This window comes from Halomonas alkaliantarctica, from assembly GCF_029854215.1.
In the GTDB taxonomy this organism is placed as follows: domain Bacteria; phylum Pseudomonadota; class Gammaproteobacteria; order Pseudomonadales; family Halomonadaceae; genus Vreelandella; species Vreelandella alkaliantarctica_A.
Map to the genome: position 1 here is coordinate 3,234,767 of NZ_CP122961.1, position 18,520 is coordinate 3,253,286.

The following is an 18,520-nucleotide window of genomic DNA, read 5'->3' on the forward strand; positions in this document are numbered from 1 at the left end:
TAATTCAACATACATGAGGGGAGGTTAACTTGAAGGGGGACGCTCAATCGCGTATTTTATTTGAACGTTCATTCAAAATAAAATCTTGTCTTCATCTTTCAACAACAGGAGTCCGCCTGCATGGCGAAAGACAACCCCATCCTCCCCTCCCGCGACCGTCTCAATCCCGTGGTTTTCCACGGTAGTGTGGCGGGTATCGTTATCTTTCTTGTGCTCACCATGCTGTTCACCGAACAGGCAGGCGCTTTTTTTGATGCCGGGCTCGCCTGGGTAAGCAAAACCTTTGGCTGGTATTACATGCTGGCCATTGTTGCCTACTTGGTATTCGTGATCGCTATTGGTATGTCACGCTTTGGCAGCATCCGCCTGGGTCCCGATCACTCTCGGCCCGAGTTTTCGCTACTCTCCTGGTCGGCCATGCTGTTTGCCGCGGGTATCGGTATCGACCTGCTGTTCTTCAGCGTTGCCGAGCCAGTTGCCCACTATTTGGCACCACCGGATTTAACCCCGGAAAGCCAGGAAGCGATGCGTAACGCCGTCGTTCAAACCTATCTGCACTGGGGGCTCTCTGGCTGGGGGCTGTACGTGTTGATGGGTATGGCGCTGGCCTACTTTAGCTATCGTCACCGTTTGCCGCTGGCAATCCGAAGCGCGCTATACCCGATTCTGGGCAAGCGTATCCACGGCCCCATTGGTAACGCGGTGGACATTACTGCGGTGATTTCCACCGTGTTCGGCATAGCTACTAGCCTGGGTATTGGGGTGATGCAGCTCAACTATGGTCTCACCTATATGTTTGGCGTGCCGGAAACGCTCACGGTGCAGGTGATTTTGATTGTACTGGTGGTTGTATTAGCGACGATTTCTGTGGTGACCGGCGTTGAGAAAGGTATTCGCCGCCTATCAGAGTTCAACATGCTACTGGCATTGGCGCTGATGCTGTTTGTCCTCTTTTCAGGTGACACCCTGGTACTGCTGGATAAAGTGGTCAATAACGCCGGCGATTACTTCTCGGGCTTTGTCGGTGCCAGCTTTGACACCTACGCCTTTGCCGATGAAGGTGCTCAAGAGTGGAAGATGTGGTGGACGATCTTCTTCTGGGGCTGGTGGATTGCCTGGACGCCGTTCGTCGGTCTTTTCCTGGCGCGTATTTCCCGCGGCCGCACCATTCGTGAATTTGTCGCAGGCGCCTTGTTTATTCCGCTGGCCTTTATGATGGTGTGGATGTCGGTATTTGGTAACAGCGGTATTGAATTGGTCGCTAATCAAGGCGTTGTGGAGCTAGGCGAGCAGGCGCTCAACACCCCGCAAACCACGCTTTACACGCTGCTAGAGTACTACCCTTACGTTGGCCTTACCGCGGCGGTTGTCACCGTATTGGGTATTGTGTTCTTTATTACCTCAGCGGATTCCGGTGCACTGGTACTGGCCAACTTTACCTCTATTTTGAGCGATGTGAACCATGATGCGCCGGTGAAGCTACGTATCTTCTGGTCGGTAATGATCGGTTTGATCACCATTGCCCTACTGATGGCCGGTGGCTTAAATGCACTGCAGAGTGCCGTGGTCATCACTGCACTGCCCTTCTCGCTGGTTATTTTCGCGGTCATGATAGGCATGTATAAAGCGCTGAAAATGGAAGGCAGCAAGGCCGATGCGCGCCGCATGATTGCCGGTAGCGCCCCAGGTGGCGACTGGAAGGAGCGTTTGGATCGCGCCCTGGACACCTCTAACCGTGCGGGTGCCGCTGCGACGATTGAGCACTCTATTCGCCCAGCGATGACCCAGTTTGCCCAGGAGCTTGAAAGCCGTGGCCAAACCGCCAATGTGACCGAAGAACACGTTGAAGGTGAAACGCTAGCCAACCTGACGCTACAAGTCGATTTCGGTGAAGCCACCAGCTTTGTCTATCAGGTATGCCCGCACCGCATGCGTACACCAAGCTTCATCCCCGCCGATGATGATTTCTACGTGCGTTTGGATGTCTACCTGGCGGAAGGTGGACAAGATAAAGATCTTAACGGCTATACCCGTGGTCAGGTGATTGGTGACCTGGTAGCCGAGTATGAACGCCATCTACACTTCCTCACCTTGGCCGGTCAACAGATGGGCCATGTGCAGGCAATGCCTGGCACTATCGGCGAACCGCCGGAAGATTCCCAAATGTAACGGCGTTAGTGTTTAACCCAAAAGACGAATCCCGGCCTGCGCGCCGGGATTTTTATGCGCAAACGCCCTCGCGACTAACGCCTTGTTGTGCAAATTTCAGTGTAGGCGTAGCGTAATGGCTTGTTTTCTCTATTTTTAGGAGGCTGGCTCCATGTCCCGTGACCATCAATCTTCGGGATACGTTTTCCCGATGCCTGGGAGTGCGTTAGTCAACGCCTGGCGTGAAGGGTATACGTTGGCCAAATTAAAGCGCGATGTGATGGCCGGGCTAACGATTGGCGTGGTGGCTGTACCGCTTTCCATGGCGCTGGCAATCGCCACCGGCGTGCCGCCGCAGCACGGGCTTTATACTGCTATTGTGGCGGGCGCGGTAATCGCCTTAACCGGCGGCTCACGGTTTAACATCTCCGGCCCTACCGCCGCCTTTGTGGTCATCCTTTTTCCTATTGTGGCCAATCACGGTCTGGGTGGGCTGCTCATTGCTACCTTTATGGCAGGCGCTATTTTGGTCGCGCTGGGGATTTCGCGGCTGGGCAGCCTGATTCAGTACGTGCCCTACCCGGTCATTCTCGGCTTTACGGCGGGCATTGGTGTGGTGATTGCACTATTACAGTTGCCAGACTTTCTGGGTTTATCTGGGGTAGAACTTGGCGATAGCACCCTAAAAAACCTCATGCTGATTGGTCAGTCTTTGTCTACTCTTTCACCAGCAGAGATCAGTGTCGGGCTTATCACCCTGGTAACGCTGTTAATCTGGCCACGACTGAATACGCCTGTACCTGCCCCGCTGGTTGGTTTGACTGTGGGTACCCTGGCCGCTGCGCTGCTGCTATTGGGCGGTGTCGAGGTCGACACCATCGCGTCACGGTTTAACTGGGAGTTTCAAGGCGAAAGCGGCAGTGGCATTCCTCCCTTTGCGCCTAGTTTTAACGCACCGTGGCATTTCTCTGGCGCAGATGGCACCCCACTTGAGATCAACTTTGCGCTGATTCAGGATCTACTCGGGCCAGCGCTGGCAATTGCGCTTCTGGCGGCGATTGAATCGTTGCTGTGTGCCGTGGTGGCAGATGGCCTGACCCGCACCCGCCATAACCCCAACGCTGAGTTGGTTGGCCAGGGGCTGGGCAATATGGTGGTGCCCTTCTTCGGCGGCATTACCGCTACGGCGGCCCTTGCCCGCACCGCGACCAATATCAAAAGCGGGGCTTTTTCACCTGTCGCTGCGGTGGTTCATTCAGTTGTGGTACTACTTGCAGTGGTCGTGCTGGCAGGAGTACTGGGATATGTACCCATGGCAGCTCTGGCCGCCCTGCTCTTTATCATCGCCTGGAACATGAGCGAGGCGCGCCACTTTGTGCATACGCTGAAAAGCGCCCCCGCCAGCGATGTTTGGGTGCTGGTGATCTGCTTCGCACTCACGGTTGTGTTCGACATGGTCATCGCCGTGGCGGTGGGTATTGGCCTAGCCGCCGCGCTGTTTATTCGTCGTATGGCACAGCTGACGCATACTCAACGCCTAGCCTCACCCGACAGCGGCGAACACTTCCCGCCGGAAGTGGCACTTTATAAAATCAGTGGCCCGCTGTTTTTTGGCGCGGCAGAAAAGGCCATTGCCACACTTAGAGTGATTGATCACAGCGTACGGGTTGTCGTCCTGGATATGCGTGATGTGCCCAGCCTGGATACCACCGCCATGGTGGCGCTGGATACGTTGCGTCACGAGCTGCGAGAGCAAGACGTCGGGCTGATGTTTGTGGGGCTACCGCCGCGCATGGCGCTAAAAATAAAGCGCGCGGGCATTCAACGCGTAGCGGGCAAGTTAGCGGTAGTGAGCAACCTTGCCCACGCTGAGCGTATGGCGCGCCGTTGGCTGAGTTGACTGGTTTAGCCGAATCGAGCGAGGAGAGGATTAAATAGCGGCTGTGCAGTGACATTTCGACATTAAAAAGGGGGAGTTTTATCCCCCTGGTGTGACACCCACTAGTTGGCTGTTAGCTCGCCATGTCCAACACGATGCGGCCTTCGATCTTGCCATCGATCATGCGCTGGAAAACGTCGTTGATATTATCCAGCGTATCAGTCGCTACCGTGGCCTTAACCTTGCCTTCGGCAGCGAAGTCCAGCGCTTCCTGCAGGTCACTGCGCGTGCCAACGATAGAGCCGCGTATGGTAATACCGTTGAGCACCGTGCTAAAGATTGGCAGCGGGAAGTCACCGGGTGGTAGGCCATTAAGCACCAGTGTGCCGCCACGGCGTAGCATATTCTGCGCTTGATCAAACGCCTTCGGCGAGACCGCTGTCACCAAGGCACCGTGAGCGCCACCAATGGTTTTCTTCAAGTAGTCCGCTGGGTCGGTCTTCATGGCGTTAACGGTTACCGTTGCGCCTAAACGCTCGGCCAGGGCTAGCTTACCGTCATCGATATCAACAGCCGCCACGTTCAGGCCCATGGCCTTGGCGTACTGCACCGCCATATGACCCAGGCCACCTATGCCCGAAATCACCACCCACTGCCCGGGGCGGGTATCGGTCATTTTCAAGCCTTTATAAACCGTTACCCCTGCACAAAGCACCGGGGCTATTTCGATGAAATCAACGGCATCCGGCAAGCGCCCGACATAGCCTGCATCAGCTAAGGTGTAGTCCGCGAACCCACCGTTAACGCTGTAGCCGGTATTCTGCTGGGACTCGCAAAGCGTCTCCCAACCGCCTAAACAGTGCTCACAGTAGCCGCAGGCCGAGTAAAGCCAGGGCACACCAATACGATCACCCTCTTTGACATGGGAGACACCTTCACCCACCGCCACGATATGGCCAACGCCTTCGTGCCCAGGAATAAATGGCGGTGAGGGTTTTACCGGCCAATCACCGTGGGCAGCATGTAAATCGGTATGGCAAACCCCAGAGGCCGCCACTTTCATCAATACTTCGCCCTGCTTAGGGCGAGGTACGTCGACTTCTTCGATAACCAACGGCTGGCCAAACTCACGAACGACCGCCGCGCGCATTGTGCTATCCATGATGTAACTCCTAACAGTTTTCGATACGGCCATTTAAGAACGGCTCTTGTCGGTAGAGTCAGCGTCAGGGGGGCCTGACAATCCCGCCCGGCTGATGCCGGGCGGTGTGACTAAAGCAGGTTAGAAGAAACCCAGCGGATTGATGTCGTAGCTGACCAGCAGGTTTTTGGTTTGCTGGTAGTGTTCGAGCGCGACTTTGTGGGTTTCACGGCCAACGCCGGACTTCTTATAGCCACCAAACGCCGCGTGGGCGGGGTACTGGTGGTAGCAGTTGGTCCATACACGCCCGGCTTGAATGCCACGGCCCATGCGGAAGGCGACGTTGATATCACGGCTCCACACACCTGCGCCCAAACCAAACTCGGTGTCGTTGGCAATCGCCAGTGCTTCCTCTTCATCCTTGAAGGTAGTGACTGCCACCACCGGGCCAAAGATTTCTTCCTGGAAGACACGCATCTGGTTGTTACCCTTCAGCAGCGTGGGCTGTATGTAGTAACCATCGTTGATGCTGTCGTCCATGGTCTCTTTATTGCCGCCAGTGAGGAACTCCGCACCTTCATCCCGGGCGATATCCATGTACGACATGATCTTATCGAACTGCTCTTGGGAAGCCTGGGCACCCACCTGAACATCGGTATCCAGCGGGTTACCACGCTTGATGGTTTGGGTGCGCTCGATCACCTTGGCCATGAATTGGTCGTACATGCTCTCTTGAATAAGCGCGCGAGAGGGACAGGTACACACTTCGCCTTGGTTAAAGAACGCCAGCACCAAGCCTTCGACCGCTTTATCAATAAAGGTCGGTTCAGCGTTCATGATGTCGGCGAAGTAGATGTTGGGGGACTTGCCGCCTAGCTCTACGGTGGAGGGGATAATATTTTCCGCCGCGCATTTCAGAATATGCGAGCCCACGGGGGTAGAGCCGGTAAAGGCGATTTTGGCAATGCGCTTGCTGCTCGCCAGCGCTTGCCCTGCTTCGGCACCAAAGCCGTTGACAATATTGAGCACGCCAGGTGGCAGCAGATCACCAATCACTTCCATCACTTTCAAAATCGACGCAGGGGTTTGTTCCGCAGGCTTCAAGACCACGCAGTTACCGGCCGCCAGTGCAGGCGCCAGCTTCCAGGCGGCCATAAGGATCGGGAAGTTCCAGGGGATAATCTGTCCCACCACGCCCAGCGGTTCGTGGAAGTGATAAGAGACGGTGTTGGCGTCGATATCTGCCGCGGTGCCTTCCTGGGAACGCAAGCAGCCCGCAAAGTAGCGGAAATGGTCAACGGCTAGTGGAATATCGGCGTTCAGGGTTTCGCGTACGGCTTTGCCGTTATCCCAGGTTTCAGCGACAGCAAGGGCTTCAAGGTTTTGCTCAATGCGGTCGGCAATTTTCAGCAGAATATTGCTACGCTCTTGAACGGAGGTTTTCCCCCAGGCAGGTGCCGCTTTGTGGGCCGCATCTAGTGCTTTATCGATATCTTCTGCCGTTGAGCGAGGGATTTCACAGAAGACGTGACCATTCACGGGACTAATATTATCGAAGTATTGGCCTTTCACCGGGGCAACGAATTCGCCGCCGATATAGTTGCCGTAACGTTTTTCAAATGACACCACAGAACCGGTATCACCAGGGTTGGCGTAGATCATTGTATTGCTCCTGAGTATTATGATTATTTAGGTGCATTGACAGTGTTGTTCACTAAAGCAAATGGCGATATAGCCCGATGGCAGGATTAGCCCTCATCCCTTGGTAGGAGACGCCATGTATTCCCTGTTGGTAGCGGATGACCATCCGCTGTTCCGCGACGCACTACAAACCGTGATTAGCGGGGGCCTGGCAGGCAGCCAGCTATTGGAAGCGGAGAGCCTCGCTGATGCGATGACGCTGATTGAAGCGCACACAGAGTTAGATCTACTGCTGTTGGATTTAAGCCTGCCGGATGCCGAGGGGCTAGAAGGGCTGACCAAACTGCGGGAGACATTCCCCTGGTTGCCGGTGGCAATTGTGTCTGCGCATCAAGAGCGCCAGCTGGTACTCGATGCCATTACCCTGGGCGCGGTGGGTTATATTCCCAAATCCACCCCCCGGGAAAGGCTGCTGGCCGCGTTAACGCAGATTCTTGAAGGCCAGCTTTATTTGCCGCCCGATGTCATGCGTCGCCCTGCACCGCGCGCCTCTTCGTCGCCGTCGGTGACCACCACTTCATCAACCAGTGAGCGATTGGCGCGTTTGACCGATAAGCAGCTCGAGGTGCTGGCTTGTATGACAACAGGTATGTCGAACAAGCATATTGCCCGGGAGATGTTAATTGCCGAAACCACCGTTAAGACCCATGTTTCGGCGATTTTGCGCAAACTGAATGCCACTAGCCGAGTTCACGCGATTGTTATCGCTGGTGAAGAGGATCTGAGTTTTTACCGGGCTAACCGCACTCGTTAGGCGGCACCCATTAGGCTTTATTGAGCAGCGTGGCCAGCAGCATGCGCAGCCGCAGGGGCTTTAGGGGTTTGAGCAAGCAGTGCATGCCCGCTTCGCGGGTTGCGCGCTTAATCTCCGCCTCGTGATTGGCTGTAATCACCACCGCTGCCAAGCCTGGATAACGGTGCTGCAGTCGCGCGGCCAGATCGATACCGGTTTCACGGTGGTCGCCCAAGTGGTAATCCACCAACAGCACCCCTGGGCGCTCACCGTCACTGGCGGCCTCCAATGCACTCACCGTGGAGGCGGCGCGCACTCGGCATCCCCAACTGCCCAGCAGCGCCTGCATGCCTTCAATAATTGCCAAGTCATCATCAATCACCCAAATGACACAGCCGCTTAACGGGTCCGCTGCAACGTCAGGCAGCGGAGTGAAACGAGTGCTCGTCACTGCAGGGGGCGCGACCGTTGCATAAGGCACGGTGATCGAAAATAGCGCACCCACGCCAGGGCGAGAGGTGAGTGAGATCGGCTGTCCCAGCATGGCGCTAATCCGGTCAACGATGGCTAGCCCCAACCCCAAGCCTCGGCTGTGGGCACCCCTTGATTGGTTAGCGCGGCGAAACTCCAAAAAGATCGCTTCCCGCTGTTGCTCGGGAATACCAGGGCCAGTATCGCCCACTATAATTTCCAGACCATTCTGCCGCCGCCGACAGCCCAGCAGTACTCGCCCTTGCTCGGTATAACGCACAGCATTGCTTAAAAAGTTGCGGACCACCCGCGCCAGCAGCGCCAGATCCGATTCGACCACCGCACTGGAGGGCACGTAGTGCAGTGCCAGACCCCGCACCCCCGCCACTTGGCGGTACTCTTCGGCTAGCACATCCAATAACGTACTGACCGCGAACGGCGCTTTATCGGCGTGGAGTACGCCAGCATCCAAGCGCGAGATATCCACCAGCGTTCCTATCAAGCCTTCGACATCCTTCAGCGAGCGGCCAATATGGCCGACCAGGGCTTGTGAGGCGTCAGGAAGCGAGTGGGTTTCTAACGCACTGGCAAACAGCCGAGCGGCGTTGAGTGGCTGAAGTAGGTCGTGGCTGACCGCCGCCAGAAATTTCGTTTTGGATAGGTTGGCCGCTTCGGCTTCGGCTTTCGCGGCCAGTAAGCGCGTATTGACTTGGCTTAGTTCGTCTAAGGTACGGTGCAGCGCGTCGGTGCGTTCACGCACCTGTTCGGCAAGTAACACTGAGCGCTCAAACGCTGCATAGGGCGCAGGATCAATGTCACCCCCGGTTTCCACCCGCTCCATGAGCGCTTGGCATACTTTACGCAGGCGACGGTTCTCTTCCCGCAGCGCCGCGATATCCGCCGTGTCAGTGTTCGTGGTTAGCTGGAAGAGACCCAAATGCCACCCCCGTAAACGTCTGATTCACATGCATGCCGTGATGCTGTTCGCCATACGTATTGAAACCCACCACGCCAGCTTGACGCAGCAGCTGCGACGCCGGCTCCAGCTGTTGTAACGCCTCGAGCTCCATGCGGCGCAGAAAACAGTCGCAGCCAATAATCATACTAGGCGCCTCAAGCCTTCCGCTCACGCCAGCAAGCATTACTTTGAGATCATCCAGTAGCGGTGTTGGCTGCATGGCGGTCAGCACAATGCCGTTTTCCACCGCGCAGTAAAAGCTCAAGCTACTGTCGCTATTAACACGCTGAATAGAGCGCACATAGTGCTGCCCGCCGATGCGTACGGCTAATGGATGACGGGCAAAAACGCCAGCGTTGAGCTGCGCAGACGCAACGCCTACCAGCTCGGCATACACCTGGGCGGCGGGCAAACCATTGATTTCAATCACTCGCCGCTGTTCGCGGTCCGCCTCGGTCACCACAAGCTTGTGGGCCAATGGCATTAAGTGGTGGGTTGAAAACACTTCAAAAGGCAGCCGGGTGTTGATCATCACCACCACCGCCGCGCGGGTATGAAAGCGCCCAGCGGTATACACATGGGTATGGCTAAGGTGATTATCGTCGCCAGCCGAGCCGCCAAAACTGGGAATACGTCCTAGCGCGGCATCCAAGGTAGCGAGCACCTGCTCTTCGCGGCTGGATAGGCCATCCAACAAGGTCAGCGCAAAGCTGTGCTCGTTGATCGGTGCGATGGATTGTTGGCGGCAACGCTCCAATAGCGTATCGACCAGCGGCTGAGCGTTGGCCAGTTCAAAATGATCCAGATCATCGATCAGCGCCGTTTCAATGGCAAACAGGCGGCGATCAAACCCAATCGCCACAATAGAGCCGCGGTCGTAGCCTTCAGGGGTTATTTCACCCGCCGTCGTACAGCCACTTAGCGGCGTGGTGGGGAAGCTACTTTCCAACGCGTCTGCAAGTGCGGCTAAATCATACTCCGCGCTGCAGAAGAACAGCACGAACCCCAAGTGTTCGTGCTGTAACACGTCGGCTAACTCCGCCGCTGCCCGGCAAGCATTAGTCTGCTGACTGGCCGCAGTGAGAATAGCCTGCTCAACCTGATAAGTGTTCACGGCTCCACCTCTCTAGCGCGGAATGCGTATGCGCCGCCGCAAGCCTTAATGTGCTGAACGCTTCATCAAGCTGCTTGGCTGTGGCGCGTTGCGTTTCGGCTAAGATCTCAAGCTGCTTCGCTAATTCGGCAAGCCGCTCGGCCCCCATACTCAATGATTCGCCACGCAGTTGATGGGCAAGCCGCACGACCTGCTGTGTCCGCTCTGACGTTAGGGGGGTAGCGGCCAAGCAAGCAGTCAACTGGGCGGAGTAATCGCTTACCTGCTGATGGTATAGCATGATCAGTTGCGCCATGCTCGCCTCCCCTAGCATCGTTTTCAGCATGCTAAGTGTGTCGCTGTTAAGCAGTGATTGCTCCTCGGTGAACGGGGGAGAAACCGCTAGTGCCTGTGCCCTTAAAGGTGGCGAGTCAGTGGTCGTAGAAAGCTGCGGTGCCAAGTGCTGGGCCAGAACGTTAGTCAACGCTGAGAGCGACAACGGTTTGGTGATGTAATCATCCATACCCGCCGCCAGGCAGCGTTGACGGTCATCTTCAGCGCCACCAGCCGTCATGGCAATAATCGGCACACTGGCCAGCCAGCCACCCTGTTCGCGCAAACGCTGGGTGACCGTCAGGCCATCGATGTCGGGCAACTGAATATCCATAAAGATCAGATGCACCTGTTGGGATTGGGCCATGGGCAAGGCATCACGGCCGTTCTCGGCCCAGATGACCTCGCAACCCAAGCGCGCCAATAAGCCCCTCGCAACTTTGCGATTAACGGCATTATCCTCCACCAATAGAAGTGTTGTGCCGGTAAAATCGCGGTTGGGGGATGACGGTAGTGGTCTGGCTCCAGGGTCAGCAGCGACCAAGGGCAATTCGCACCAGAAGGTGCTGCCTTGGCCTAACTGGCTTTTTACCCCTAACCGCCCCTGCATGGCTTCGCTTAACCGTTTGCAAATTGCCAGCCCTAGACCTGTACCACCAAACCGACGCGCCACCGACGCATCGGCCTGTTGAAAAGGCTCAAATAGACGCTGCTGCTGCTGTTCGCTTAGACCACAACCCGTATCACTGACTTCAAACAGTAACTGCTCCACCGTTGAAGAAACTCGTACGCTGACGTCACCGTAATCGGTGAATTTAATCGCATTGGCAATAAGGTTAAGCAGAATTTGCCGCAGCCGACCTGCATCCACAAGCACCCAGGTCGGTACCAGTACGTCGACATTAACCGATAGCGTCAACCCTTTCATTTTTGCTCGGGGCGCAAATAGCACGACCACACTATCAACCAGCGGTTTGAGTTCCGTGGGCGATGTTTCAAGGGTTAAGTGCCCTGCTTCGATTTTTGAGAAATCGAGAATTTCATTGATCATCGCCAGCAATTGGTTGGCGCTGTCGTGGATTGTATAAGCGTAATCTTTTACCTGAGCGGGGCTTGCGGATTCGCGCAGCAGCTCACTCATGCCGATAACACCGTTCAGTGGCGTGCGAATTTCATGACTGACCATGGCTAAAAAGTCTGACTTTGCTTGATTCGCCGCCTGAGCCTGTTTGGCGGTGACTTCTAGCTGTCGGCCAAGCTGCTCCTGATTCCGCCTTATCGCCGTGCTCTCGCGCATTTCACGCACCAAAAAAGCAATCACTAAAAAAGCCGCTAAGCTCATACCCACAATCAGTGTCATGAGCAGCTTGTAGAGTAGGCTAAGCTGAGCACGCTCTTCCGTCGCCGATTCGGCTAAGTAGCCGTTAATAGCAATAACCAAACGTTCCGTTAGCCGCGTTAGTGCCTGTAGCTCATCTTCCAGCGCTGCTACCGGCAGTTGATCCACCACGGCGTAGGGCTCAAATAAGATATCGAGCACATCAAGCTGCTTCTGGATTTGGCCTAGTAGCTCGCGGGCGGCATCGATCTGTTGCATGAGGTTGCTGACTTCGCCGTCGTTAAGCAGCGTTATGCGGCTATAGAGCAACTCAAAGCGAAGATTTAGCTCCTCATGTGCCCGAGGTGATAACGGCTCCCGAGTCACTGCCAGCAAATGGTTGAGTAGCTGTACCGCATCGCGATCCAGCTTATACACAACCCAAGCGGTATCTTCCCGCAGGCTTTGAGTGAGATTTTCCTGCCGCCAAGCGGCCAAGGTGGCAACAACCAGCGCCGCAGCAAACAGTAACACCGCAACAATGGCAACGAGCTTAAAACGACGAGGATAACGCAGTAGGCTTGATGGCTGCGCACTACGAGCGCTAGAGAACATTAATATGCATAACCTGCCATACCGCTCTAAAGCGTATTTTCTCGCTTAGCAGCGTTTCATCTTGATCAAAGGGATAGAGCACCCACAAAGGGCCATATTCGCGAATGGGTATCGCCTCACCATTCTTTTCCATGGCTAAGATGACATCGTGATCTTTAAAGTCACTGGCCGGAATTTCGGCTTCGTAGCCGTTCAGCGCTGAGACGTGAACCACATCATACTCAGAGCTTAATAGCGCCAGCAAATCACGCATTAATGGGCCGCTATAATGGCTGCTGCCCTCGGTCCACGGCGTGCTGGTATCAAACTCATGCTGCGGTAAAGCCGCTAACATGGCACGGTCAAATTGAGCATCACTCCCAACATTCGTATGGTCAATATTACCGCTAACGGTCAGAATAACGGGACCGTCGGGCATGTTAAGTTCATCGGCTGATTCAGCAAGCCCCGCCAGGGGAGTGCTGAACATCAACACGACCCACCCCATCAACAACGCTTTCACAGTAAACACCTCACGCAAGATCACTCGCCGGCTACAGCACCCAGGAGCAACAAAAGAAGACAGCGTAAAGGTTACGCCATCTCCTTGAGCAGGTCAGGGCAAATACTGTTTTTTTCGTCACTGAAGCGTTATTAACTGTTCACACTGGCGTTACGATTTGATTTTCTCGAAGGGTTCAAAGCGCACCAAATCTTCATAGGCGTGCCAGCTGGCATGTCCTAGCACAGGCAAAATAAGAGCGAGGCCAATATAAAACGTCATGACGCCGACCAGAACACACAGGGTAAGAATTACCGCCCATAACAGCATCACGCGGAAATTACGTGCTACACAGCGTACACTGGCTTCAATCCCCTCCATAAAGGTTAGGTCTTGATCCATTAGTGTAGGAATCGCTACAACGCTGATAGCGAAGGCGCCAAAGGCAAGAATGCCGCCCGCCACAGTACCCACCGCCAGCATACCCAAGCCTTCTGAGGTAGTCAGCAGCGCAGTGTAGAGCGAAGCGGGGCTGGGCACTTCAAAACCGAAAAATAGCGCAAACAGCAGCGTGGCTAAACGGATCCAAGCGAGGAAGAAGATCATCATCATGACGCCCATCATCGCTAACTGGCCAGCATGGGGCTTCCAACTGCCGAACGCATCACCCAGGTTAGGCACTTGGCCGCGCTCCAGCGCCCGGCTGATACCATAGGAGCCTACTGCCACTAGCGGGCCAATAAACATAAACCCGGCAATCATGGGCAGCAACCAGTACCAGTACCCCATCGTGAACGCACCTAGGGTAATAGCAATACTCAAACCCACCCAAAACATGCCATAAGAGAGGCTCACTACGGTCGCCCGGCGAAAATCCTCTACGCCTGCAGCCAGCCACGCCCTGGGTCGATCCAATCCAACCTTATTAATAGTAATTTTAACGCTGGGCTGATCCGCATGGTGATTTGTTTTTGTTGTAGCCGCATTCATGGCATCACTCCTGTTGTTCCTGATATAGATCCTGGATTCAGGATTTACCTCTAACGCATCAACACTCGTTACCCATTAATATATTAATGCCAATTTAATGGCTTAATATTATTTGTTAATACCCTTTTAATGTAGCTGACCTGAAGAGCCGAGGCTTTGACTGAAAGGTTATGCGTACAAAAAATCCACGAGAAGACCTTAAAGCGCCAATTAAATTGCTGCGTTAGCAAGAGTAGATATAGTCAAAACGCACTATGAGCAGCCATAAAAAACTCCAGGCAACTGCCTGGAGTTTGATTTTTCCTTACATATGCCCTGAACATCTAGCGCACAATCATCACCGACATTTTGGCATGGTGCACAACGTGCTCTGCATTGGGCCCGAGCACATAGTCGACAAACTTACGCTTATTGTGTGAGGCCATGACGATGAGATCCACGTCCAGTTTCTTACCCGCTTTGATAATGGCCTCCCAAGGTGAACCATCCACAATGACGCTTTGCGCATGAATGTCGTCGGGTACATTTGTTTTGATGAACTCGTGAAGCGCATCACCGACCGCTGCATGCGCTTTTTTGGCGAAGTCCTTAGGGAAGTAGGAGCCCACCATGGGCATGCGATAGTCTGGCAGTACCGTGACCACATGGAGCGAGGCGCCGAAAGTTCGACATAGCGTCAGGGCGGTGGGCAGCGCCTTGGACCAGGAAGACTCCTCGTTAAGGTCCACCGGCAACATGATCTTGCTATACATGGCACTCTCCTTCATGCGGTGGCAGTGGCTGAGGTGTTATCACGACGTCGACGCTGCATCAAAACAATCAACCCGAAGAGCAAGAAGGCCGGGATCCACATTAGCTCCTTGGTCCAGCGGTCGACGGGGGCCAACACCTCGATGATTTCTTGATCGAAGTCGAAACCGAGCTCTGCCGCTTGACTGCCGTAGGTCACCATATCAACGGTTGCCGTGCCATCCTCAATAAAGAGCTCCATGCCCAGGTTATCGAGTCGCTCCTGGCCTGTTTCTCCTTCAGGTACCGGCAGGGTCATATAAGTGGTCATGGGATCGCCATAATCATCCAGACCGGCAATCTGCAAGCGCAGAGTGGAATCTTCGTCCACATTGCCTAACGCTTCGACGAATTGCGCGGGCGGAATGGACTCGTAGGGATCATGAATCATATCCATCCAGAAACCGGGACGGAACAGCGTGAACGCAATCAGCAGCAGCACGATGGACTCATACCAGCGGTTGCGGGTAATCATAAAGCCCTGGGTCGCGGCGGCGAAGATCAACATGGCGATGGTCGACACCACAAAGATCAGTACCCCCTGGAGGAAGGTCACATCGATGAGGAGCAGATCAGTATTGAAGATGAACAGGAACGGTAGCGCCGCGGTACGAAGGCTGTAATAGAACGCCTGGAAGCCGGTTCGAATGGGATCACCACCTGATACGGCTGCCGCCGCAAAGGATGCCAGCCCCACCGGCGGGGTAACGTCGGCCATGATACCGAAGTAGAACACGAACAGGTGTACCGCAATCAATGGCACCAGCAAGCCATTTTCAGCACCCAAGTTGACGATGACCGGTGCCAATAGTGCCGACACGACGATGTAGTTTGCTGTCGTAGGTAAACCCATGCCGAGAATCAAACTAAGCACTGCGGTAAGCAGCAAGATGAGCATCAAGTTGCCCATGGCAAGCGTTTCCACCACCTCGGCCAGCACCAAGCCTACCCCGGTCTGGGATACGGCACCGACGATAATACCAGCGGTGGCCGTGGCAATACCGATACCGATCATGTTGCGGGCACCAGTGACCAGGCCATCCCAAAGATCCATAGCGCCTTCACGCAGATCCGCCTTCATATCGCTGCGTCCGCGAAAGATTGACGTGATAGGGCGCTGGGTAAGAATAATGAAAATCATGAAAACAGTGGCCCAGAAAGCCGACAGTCCTGGCGACAAACGTTCCACCATCAGACACCAAACCAGCACGATGACGGGCAGGATATACTGCAAGCCCACCAACACCGTGGGTTTGGTTTGCGGCAGCGAATAGATCGGTTCATTAGGATCATCGAGTTCAAGCTCGGGGTAACCTGACGCCAGCTTGAGCAGTGCAACATAAATGACCGTTAGCCCTACGCCTACTACCCAGGGTGTTGCCTCGCCCAACACCGGCTTGAGCCAGCCAAGACCGTAATAGACCGCCAACGCGGTCACCATCATGAGTAGCAGCCCACCCAGGAAACCGATCACTTTATTGACCAGTGGCTTAGGAGGATTGCTGCTCTTGAGCCCCTTCATATTGGCCTTGAGGGCCTCAAGGTGAACAATGTAGACCAGCGCGATATACGAAATCAGCGCGGGCAGGAAGGCATGCTTAATCACCTCGACATAAGAGATACCCACATACTCAACCATCAAAAAAGCGGCAGCCCCCATTACAGGAGGCATAATCTGTCCATTAACCGATGACGCCACTTCGACAGCACCCGCCTTTTCCGCGGAAAATCCAACGCGTTTCATCATCGGCACCGTAAAGGTACCGGTGGTTACGACATTGGCAATTGAGGAGCCGGAAATCAGGCCGGTCATGGCCGACGCGACCACGGCGGCTTTTGCTGGTCCACCGCGATAGTGACCCAGTAGCGAAAACGCCACTTTGATAAAATAATTACCAGCACCCGCTTTATCGAGCAGGGCACCGAACAACACAAACAGGAACACAAAGCTGGTCGATACCCCGAGAGCGATACCGAACACACCCTGTGTGGTCAACCACTGGTGATTAATCAAGCCAAAGAGGCTCACCCCACCATGGGAAAGAATACCCGGCATCCAAGGGCCAGCTAGGCTATAGAGAAGAAAAATAGACGCCACAATCATTAGCGGCGGGCCAAGCGCTCGACGCGTCGCCTCAAGTAGCAGCAGTATACCGGCGATGCCTATGATGACGTCCTGCAGTATCGGTGCGCCGGGGCGCTGGGATAACTGCTCGTAAAACATAAACATGTAAGCGCCACAAAAGGCCGCTGCAGATGCAAGGACCCAATCCTGAATCGGAATACGGTCGCGCGGCGAGCGCTTGAGCGCCGGATAGGCCATATACGCTAGAAAAAGCGCAAAGGCCAAGTGAATAGAACGGGATTCGGTGGCACTAAATACACCAAACCCTAGAATGAAGGGCACTGGCGATGCTATCCATAATTGAAAAAGAGACCACACAGCCGCAATGCTTACCAAGAGTTTCCCGGGCATGCCGGCTGGCTTGCGGGCTCCCGTATCGCTGGAGGCGACCATATCCTCCAAGTCTACTCCGGCTCCCGAAGGCCTATTTTGATCATCTGTCATCTGCCTGCCCCGCTCCGAGTCGATTGACTCATCATTGCCATATCGAAATGCCCTATTAACATTCTAAACCAAAATGCGCGGCACCCTGGGGTAACCGCGCATTTCTTACTAAGGCAGTAACACCTTAGGCTTCTGGATTACTCGATCCAGCCTTGTTCACGGTAGTAACGCGCCGCACCTTCATGCAACGGTGCGGAAAGCCCTTGAGTCACCATCTCTTCCGGCACAAGGTTCTCGAAGGCAGGATGCAAACGCTTGAAACGATCAAAGTTGTCAAAAACCGCCTTAACGGTCTGATAGATAACTTCTTCGTCAGCTTCAGCAGTGGTGACAAAGGTCGCCGCCACCCCGAAGGTTTCGACATCTTCGTCATTGCCGCGATACAAACCGCCTGGGATTACCGAGGAGGAGTAGTAGGGGTATTCATCGACGATACCTTGAATGTCTTCGTCGTTCAGCGGTATCAGACGAGCATCAACGGTGGTGGTCGCTTCCTGAATGGAGCCATTAGGGTGACCTACCACATAAACCATGGCATCGACGTTATTATCGGCCAATGCCGCCGCTTGCTCGGCAGCATCCAGCTGAGATGCCAGAGAGAATGTATCTTCAGTCCAGCCCTTGGCGTCCATCACCACTTCCATGGTGTTGCGCTGGCCGGAGCCGGGATTACCAATGTTGACGCGCTTGCCTTCCAAATCATCGAGAGTCTCGATGCCTGAATCAGCACGCGCTAGCAGGGTCAGGGGCTCACCATGAACGCGGAATACAGCCCGCAGCTCTTCATAGGGTTCGCCTTCGAAATTTCCCGTGCCGTTGTAAGCTTGATACTGGACATCGGATTGCGCGACACCCATGTCCAATTCGCCGGATTTAATGCCATTGATGTTGGCGACAGAACCACCGGTGGAAGGTGCATTACACTTAATATCTGCGTCTTCGAGGCGATTAACCAAGCGGCAGATCGACTGACCCACGACGTAGTAGACGCCGGTTTGGCCACCGGTGCCGATGGTGATGAATTGCTCGTCACCCTGTGCCATTGCCGGTGATCCAAAAGCAGTGGCGGCAAGTAGCGCACCCGAGAAGGCAGTAGTGGAAAATACATGGCGTTTCATGAACACACCTCTTTATATTGATGTTATGAGCGTATTTGATGTTACAAACATCGTGCGTTTTGGTCTCACCTAATGAACCGTTCCCTCAGGTGGACTCGCTCCAAAACGTTTTCGAGACATTCTGTTTTTAAGACAAACGGTTACAGGCGAGCCATAGCTGCCTGCTAACACTACTTTAGCGAA

General features: G+C 54.7%; 13 protein-coding genes. 3 read left to right on the top strand and 10 right to left on the bottom strand.

Features of this window, described 5'->3' with window-relative positions; translation table 11 throughout:
• The first annotated feature begins 120 nt into the window (after positions 1-120).
• Together betT and dauA are read left to right on the top strand one after the other, a co-directional pair.
• Complete coding sequence (gene betT, locus QEN58_RS14870; RefSeq protein ID WP_280104400.1) at positions 121-2,169, top strand: choline BCCT transporter BetT; 2,049 nt, start codon at positions 121-123, stop codon at positions 2,167-2,169.
• Positions 2,170-2,320: 151 nt separating this feature from the next.
• The gene (gene dauA / locus QEN58_RS14875) at positions 2,321-4,048 is read left to right on the top strand and encodes a C4-dicarboxylic acid transporter DauA (RefSeq protein WP_280104401.1); all 1,728 of its coding nucleotides are present in this window, start codon (positions 2,321-2,323) and stop codon (positions 4,046-4,048) included.
• Positions 4,049-4,160: 112 nt separating this feature from the next.
• Here dauA and adhP read toward each other — a convergent pair whose 3' ends face one another.
• A complete protein-coding gene (gene adhP, locus QEN58_RS14880) occupies positions 4,161-5,189 on the bottom strand; it encodes an alcohol dehydrogenase AdhP (RefSeq protein ID WP_280104402.1) in 1,029 nt (342 codons plus the stop codon).
• A gap of 120 nt (positions 5,190-5,309) precedes the next feature.
• On the bottom strand, positions 5,310-6,830 hold the full coding sequence (exaC, locus tag QEN58_RS14885) for an acetaldehyde dehydrogenase ExaC (RefSeq protein ID WP_133729813.1): 1,521 nt from the start codon (positions 6,828-6,830) through the stop codon (positions 5,310-5,312).
• A 115-nt stretch (positions 6,831-6,945) separates the two neighbouring features.
• Between exaC and QEN58_RS14890 the strand changes: the two genes are divergently transcribed.
• Positions 6,946-7,623: a response regulator gene (locus QEN58_RS14890; protein WP_280104403.1), complete on the top strand. Its 678-nt coding sequence runs from the start codon at positions 6,946-6,948 to the stop codon at positions 7,621-7,623.
• A 10-nt stretch (positions 7,624-7,633) separates the two neighbouring features.
• On the opposite strand, the gene QEN58_RS14895 is transcribed toward QEN58_RS14890, so the two are convergent.
• From QEN58_RS14895 to QEN58_RS14930, 8 genes are all read right to left on the bottom strand, one after another.
• Complete coding sequence (locus QEN58_RS14895; protein WP_280104404.1) at positions 7,634-9,010, bottom strand: hybrid sensor histidine kinase/response regulator; 1,377 nt, start codon at positions 9,008-9,010, stop codon at positions 7,634-7,636.
• Complete coding sequence (gene nosP, locus QEN58_RS14900) at positions 8,979-10,145, bottom strand: nitric oxide-sensing protein NosP (RefSeq protein ID WP_280104405.1); 1,167 nt, start codon at positions 10,143-10,145, stop codon at positions 8,979-8,981. Before nosP ends, QEN58_RS14895 begins: the two co-directional genes overlap by 32 nt.
• Positions 10,126-12,390 carry a hybrid sensor histidine kinase/response regulator gene (locus QEN58_RS14905; protein ID WP_280104406.1) on the bottom strand — a complete coding sequence of 755 codons (2,265 nt, stop codon included), beginning with the start codon at positions 12,388-12,390 and terminating at the stop codon, positions 10,126-10,128. The genes nosP and QEN58_RS14905 overlap by 20 nt, the downstream gene beginning before the upstream one ends.
• Positions 12,380-12,877 (bottom strand): putative pterin-binding protein, encoded by a 498-nt coding sequence (locus QEN58_RS14910; RefSeq protein ID WP_280106948.1) that lies wholly within the window; start codon positions 12,875-12,877, stop codon positions 12,380-12,382. Before QEN58_RS14910 ends, QEN58_RS14905 begins: the two co-directional genes overlap by 11 nt.
• A 165-nt stretch (positions 12,878-13,042) precedes the next feature.
• Positions 13,043-13,861 carry a DUF2189 domain-containing protein gene (locus tag QEN58_RS14915; protein WP_022522289.1) on the bottom strand — a complete coding sequence of 273 codons (819 nt, stop codon included), beginning with the start codon at positions 13,859-13,861 and terminating at the stop codon, positions 13,043-13,045.
• Between the two features lie 323 nt (positions 13,862-14,184).
• Positions 14,185-14,613 (bottom strand): universal stress protein, encoded by a 429-nt coding sequence (locus QEN58_RS14920; RefSeq protein ID WP_280104407.1) that lies wholly within the window; start codon positions 14,611-14,613, stop codon positions 14,185-14,187.
• 11 nt (positions 14,614-14,624) lie between these two features.
• Complete coding sequence (locus QEN58_RS14925; protein ID WP_280104408.1) at positions 14,625-17,219, bottom strand: TRAP transporter permease; 2,595 nt, start codon at positions 17,217-17,219, stop codon at positions 14,625-14,627.
• A 137-nt stretch (positions 17,220-17,356) separates the two neighbouring features.
• Positions 17,357-18,337 carry a TAXI family TRAP transporter solute-binding subunit gene (locus QEN58_RS14930; protein WP_280104409.1) on the bottom strand — a complete coding sequence of 327 codons (981 nt, stop codon included), beginning with the start codon at positions 18,335-18,337 and terminating at the stop codon, positions 17,357-17,359.
• Positions 18,338-18,520 lie beyond the last annotated feature (183 nt).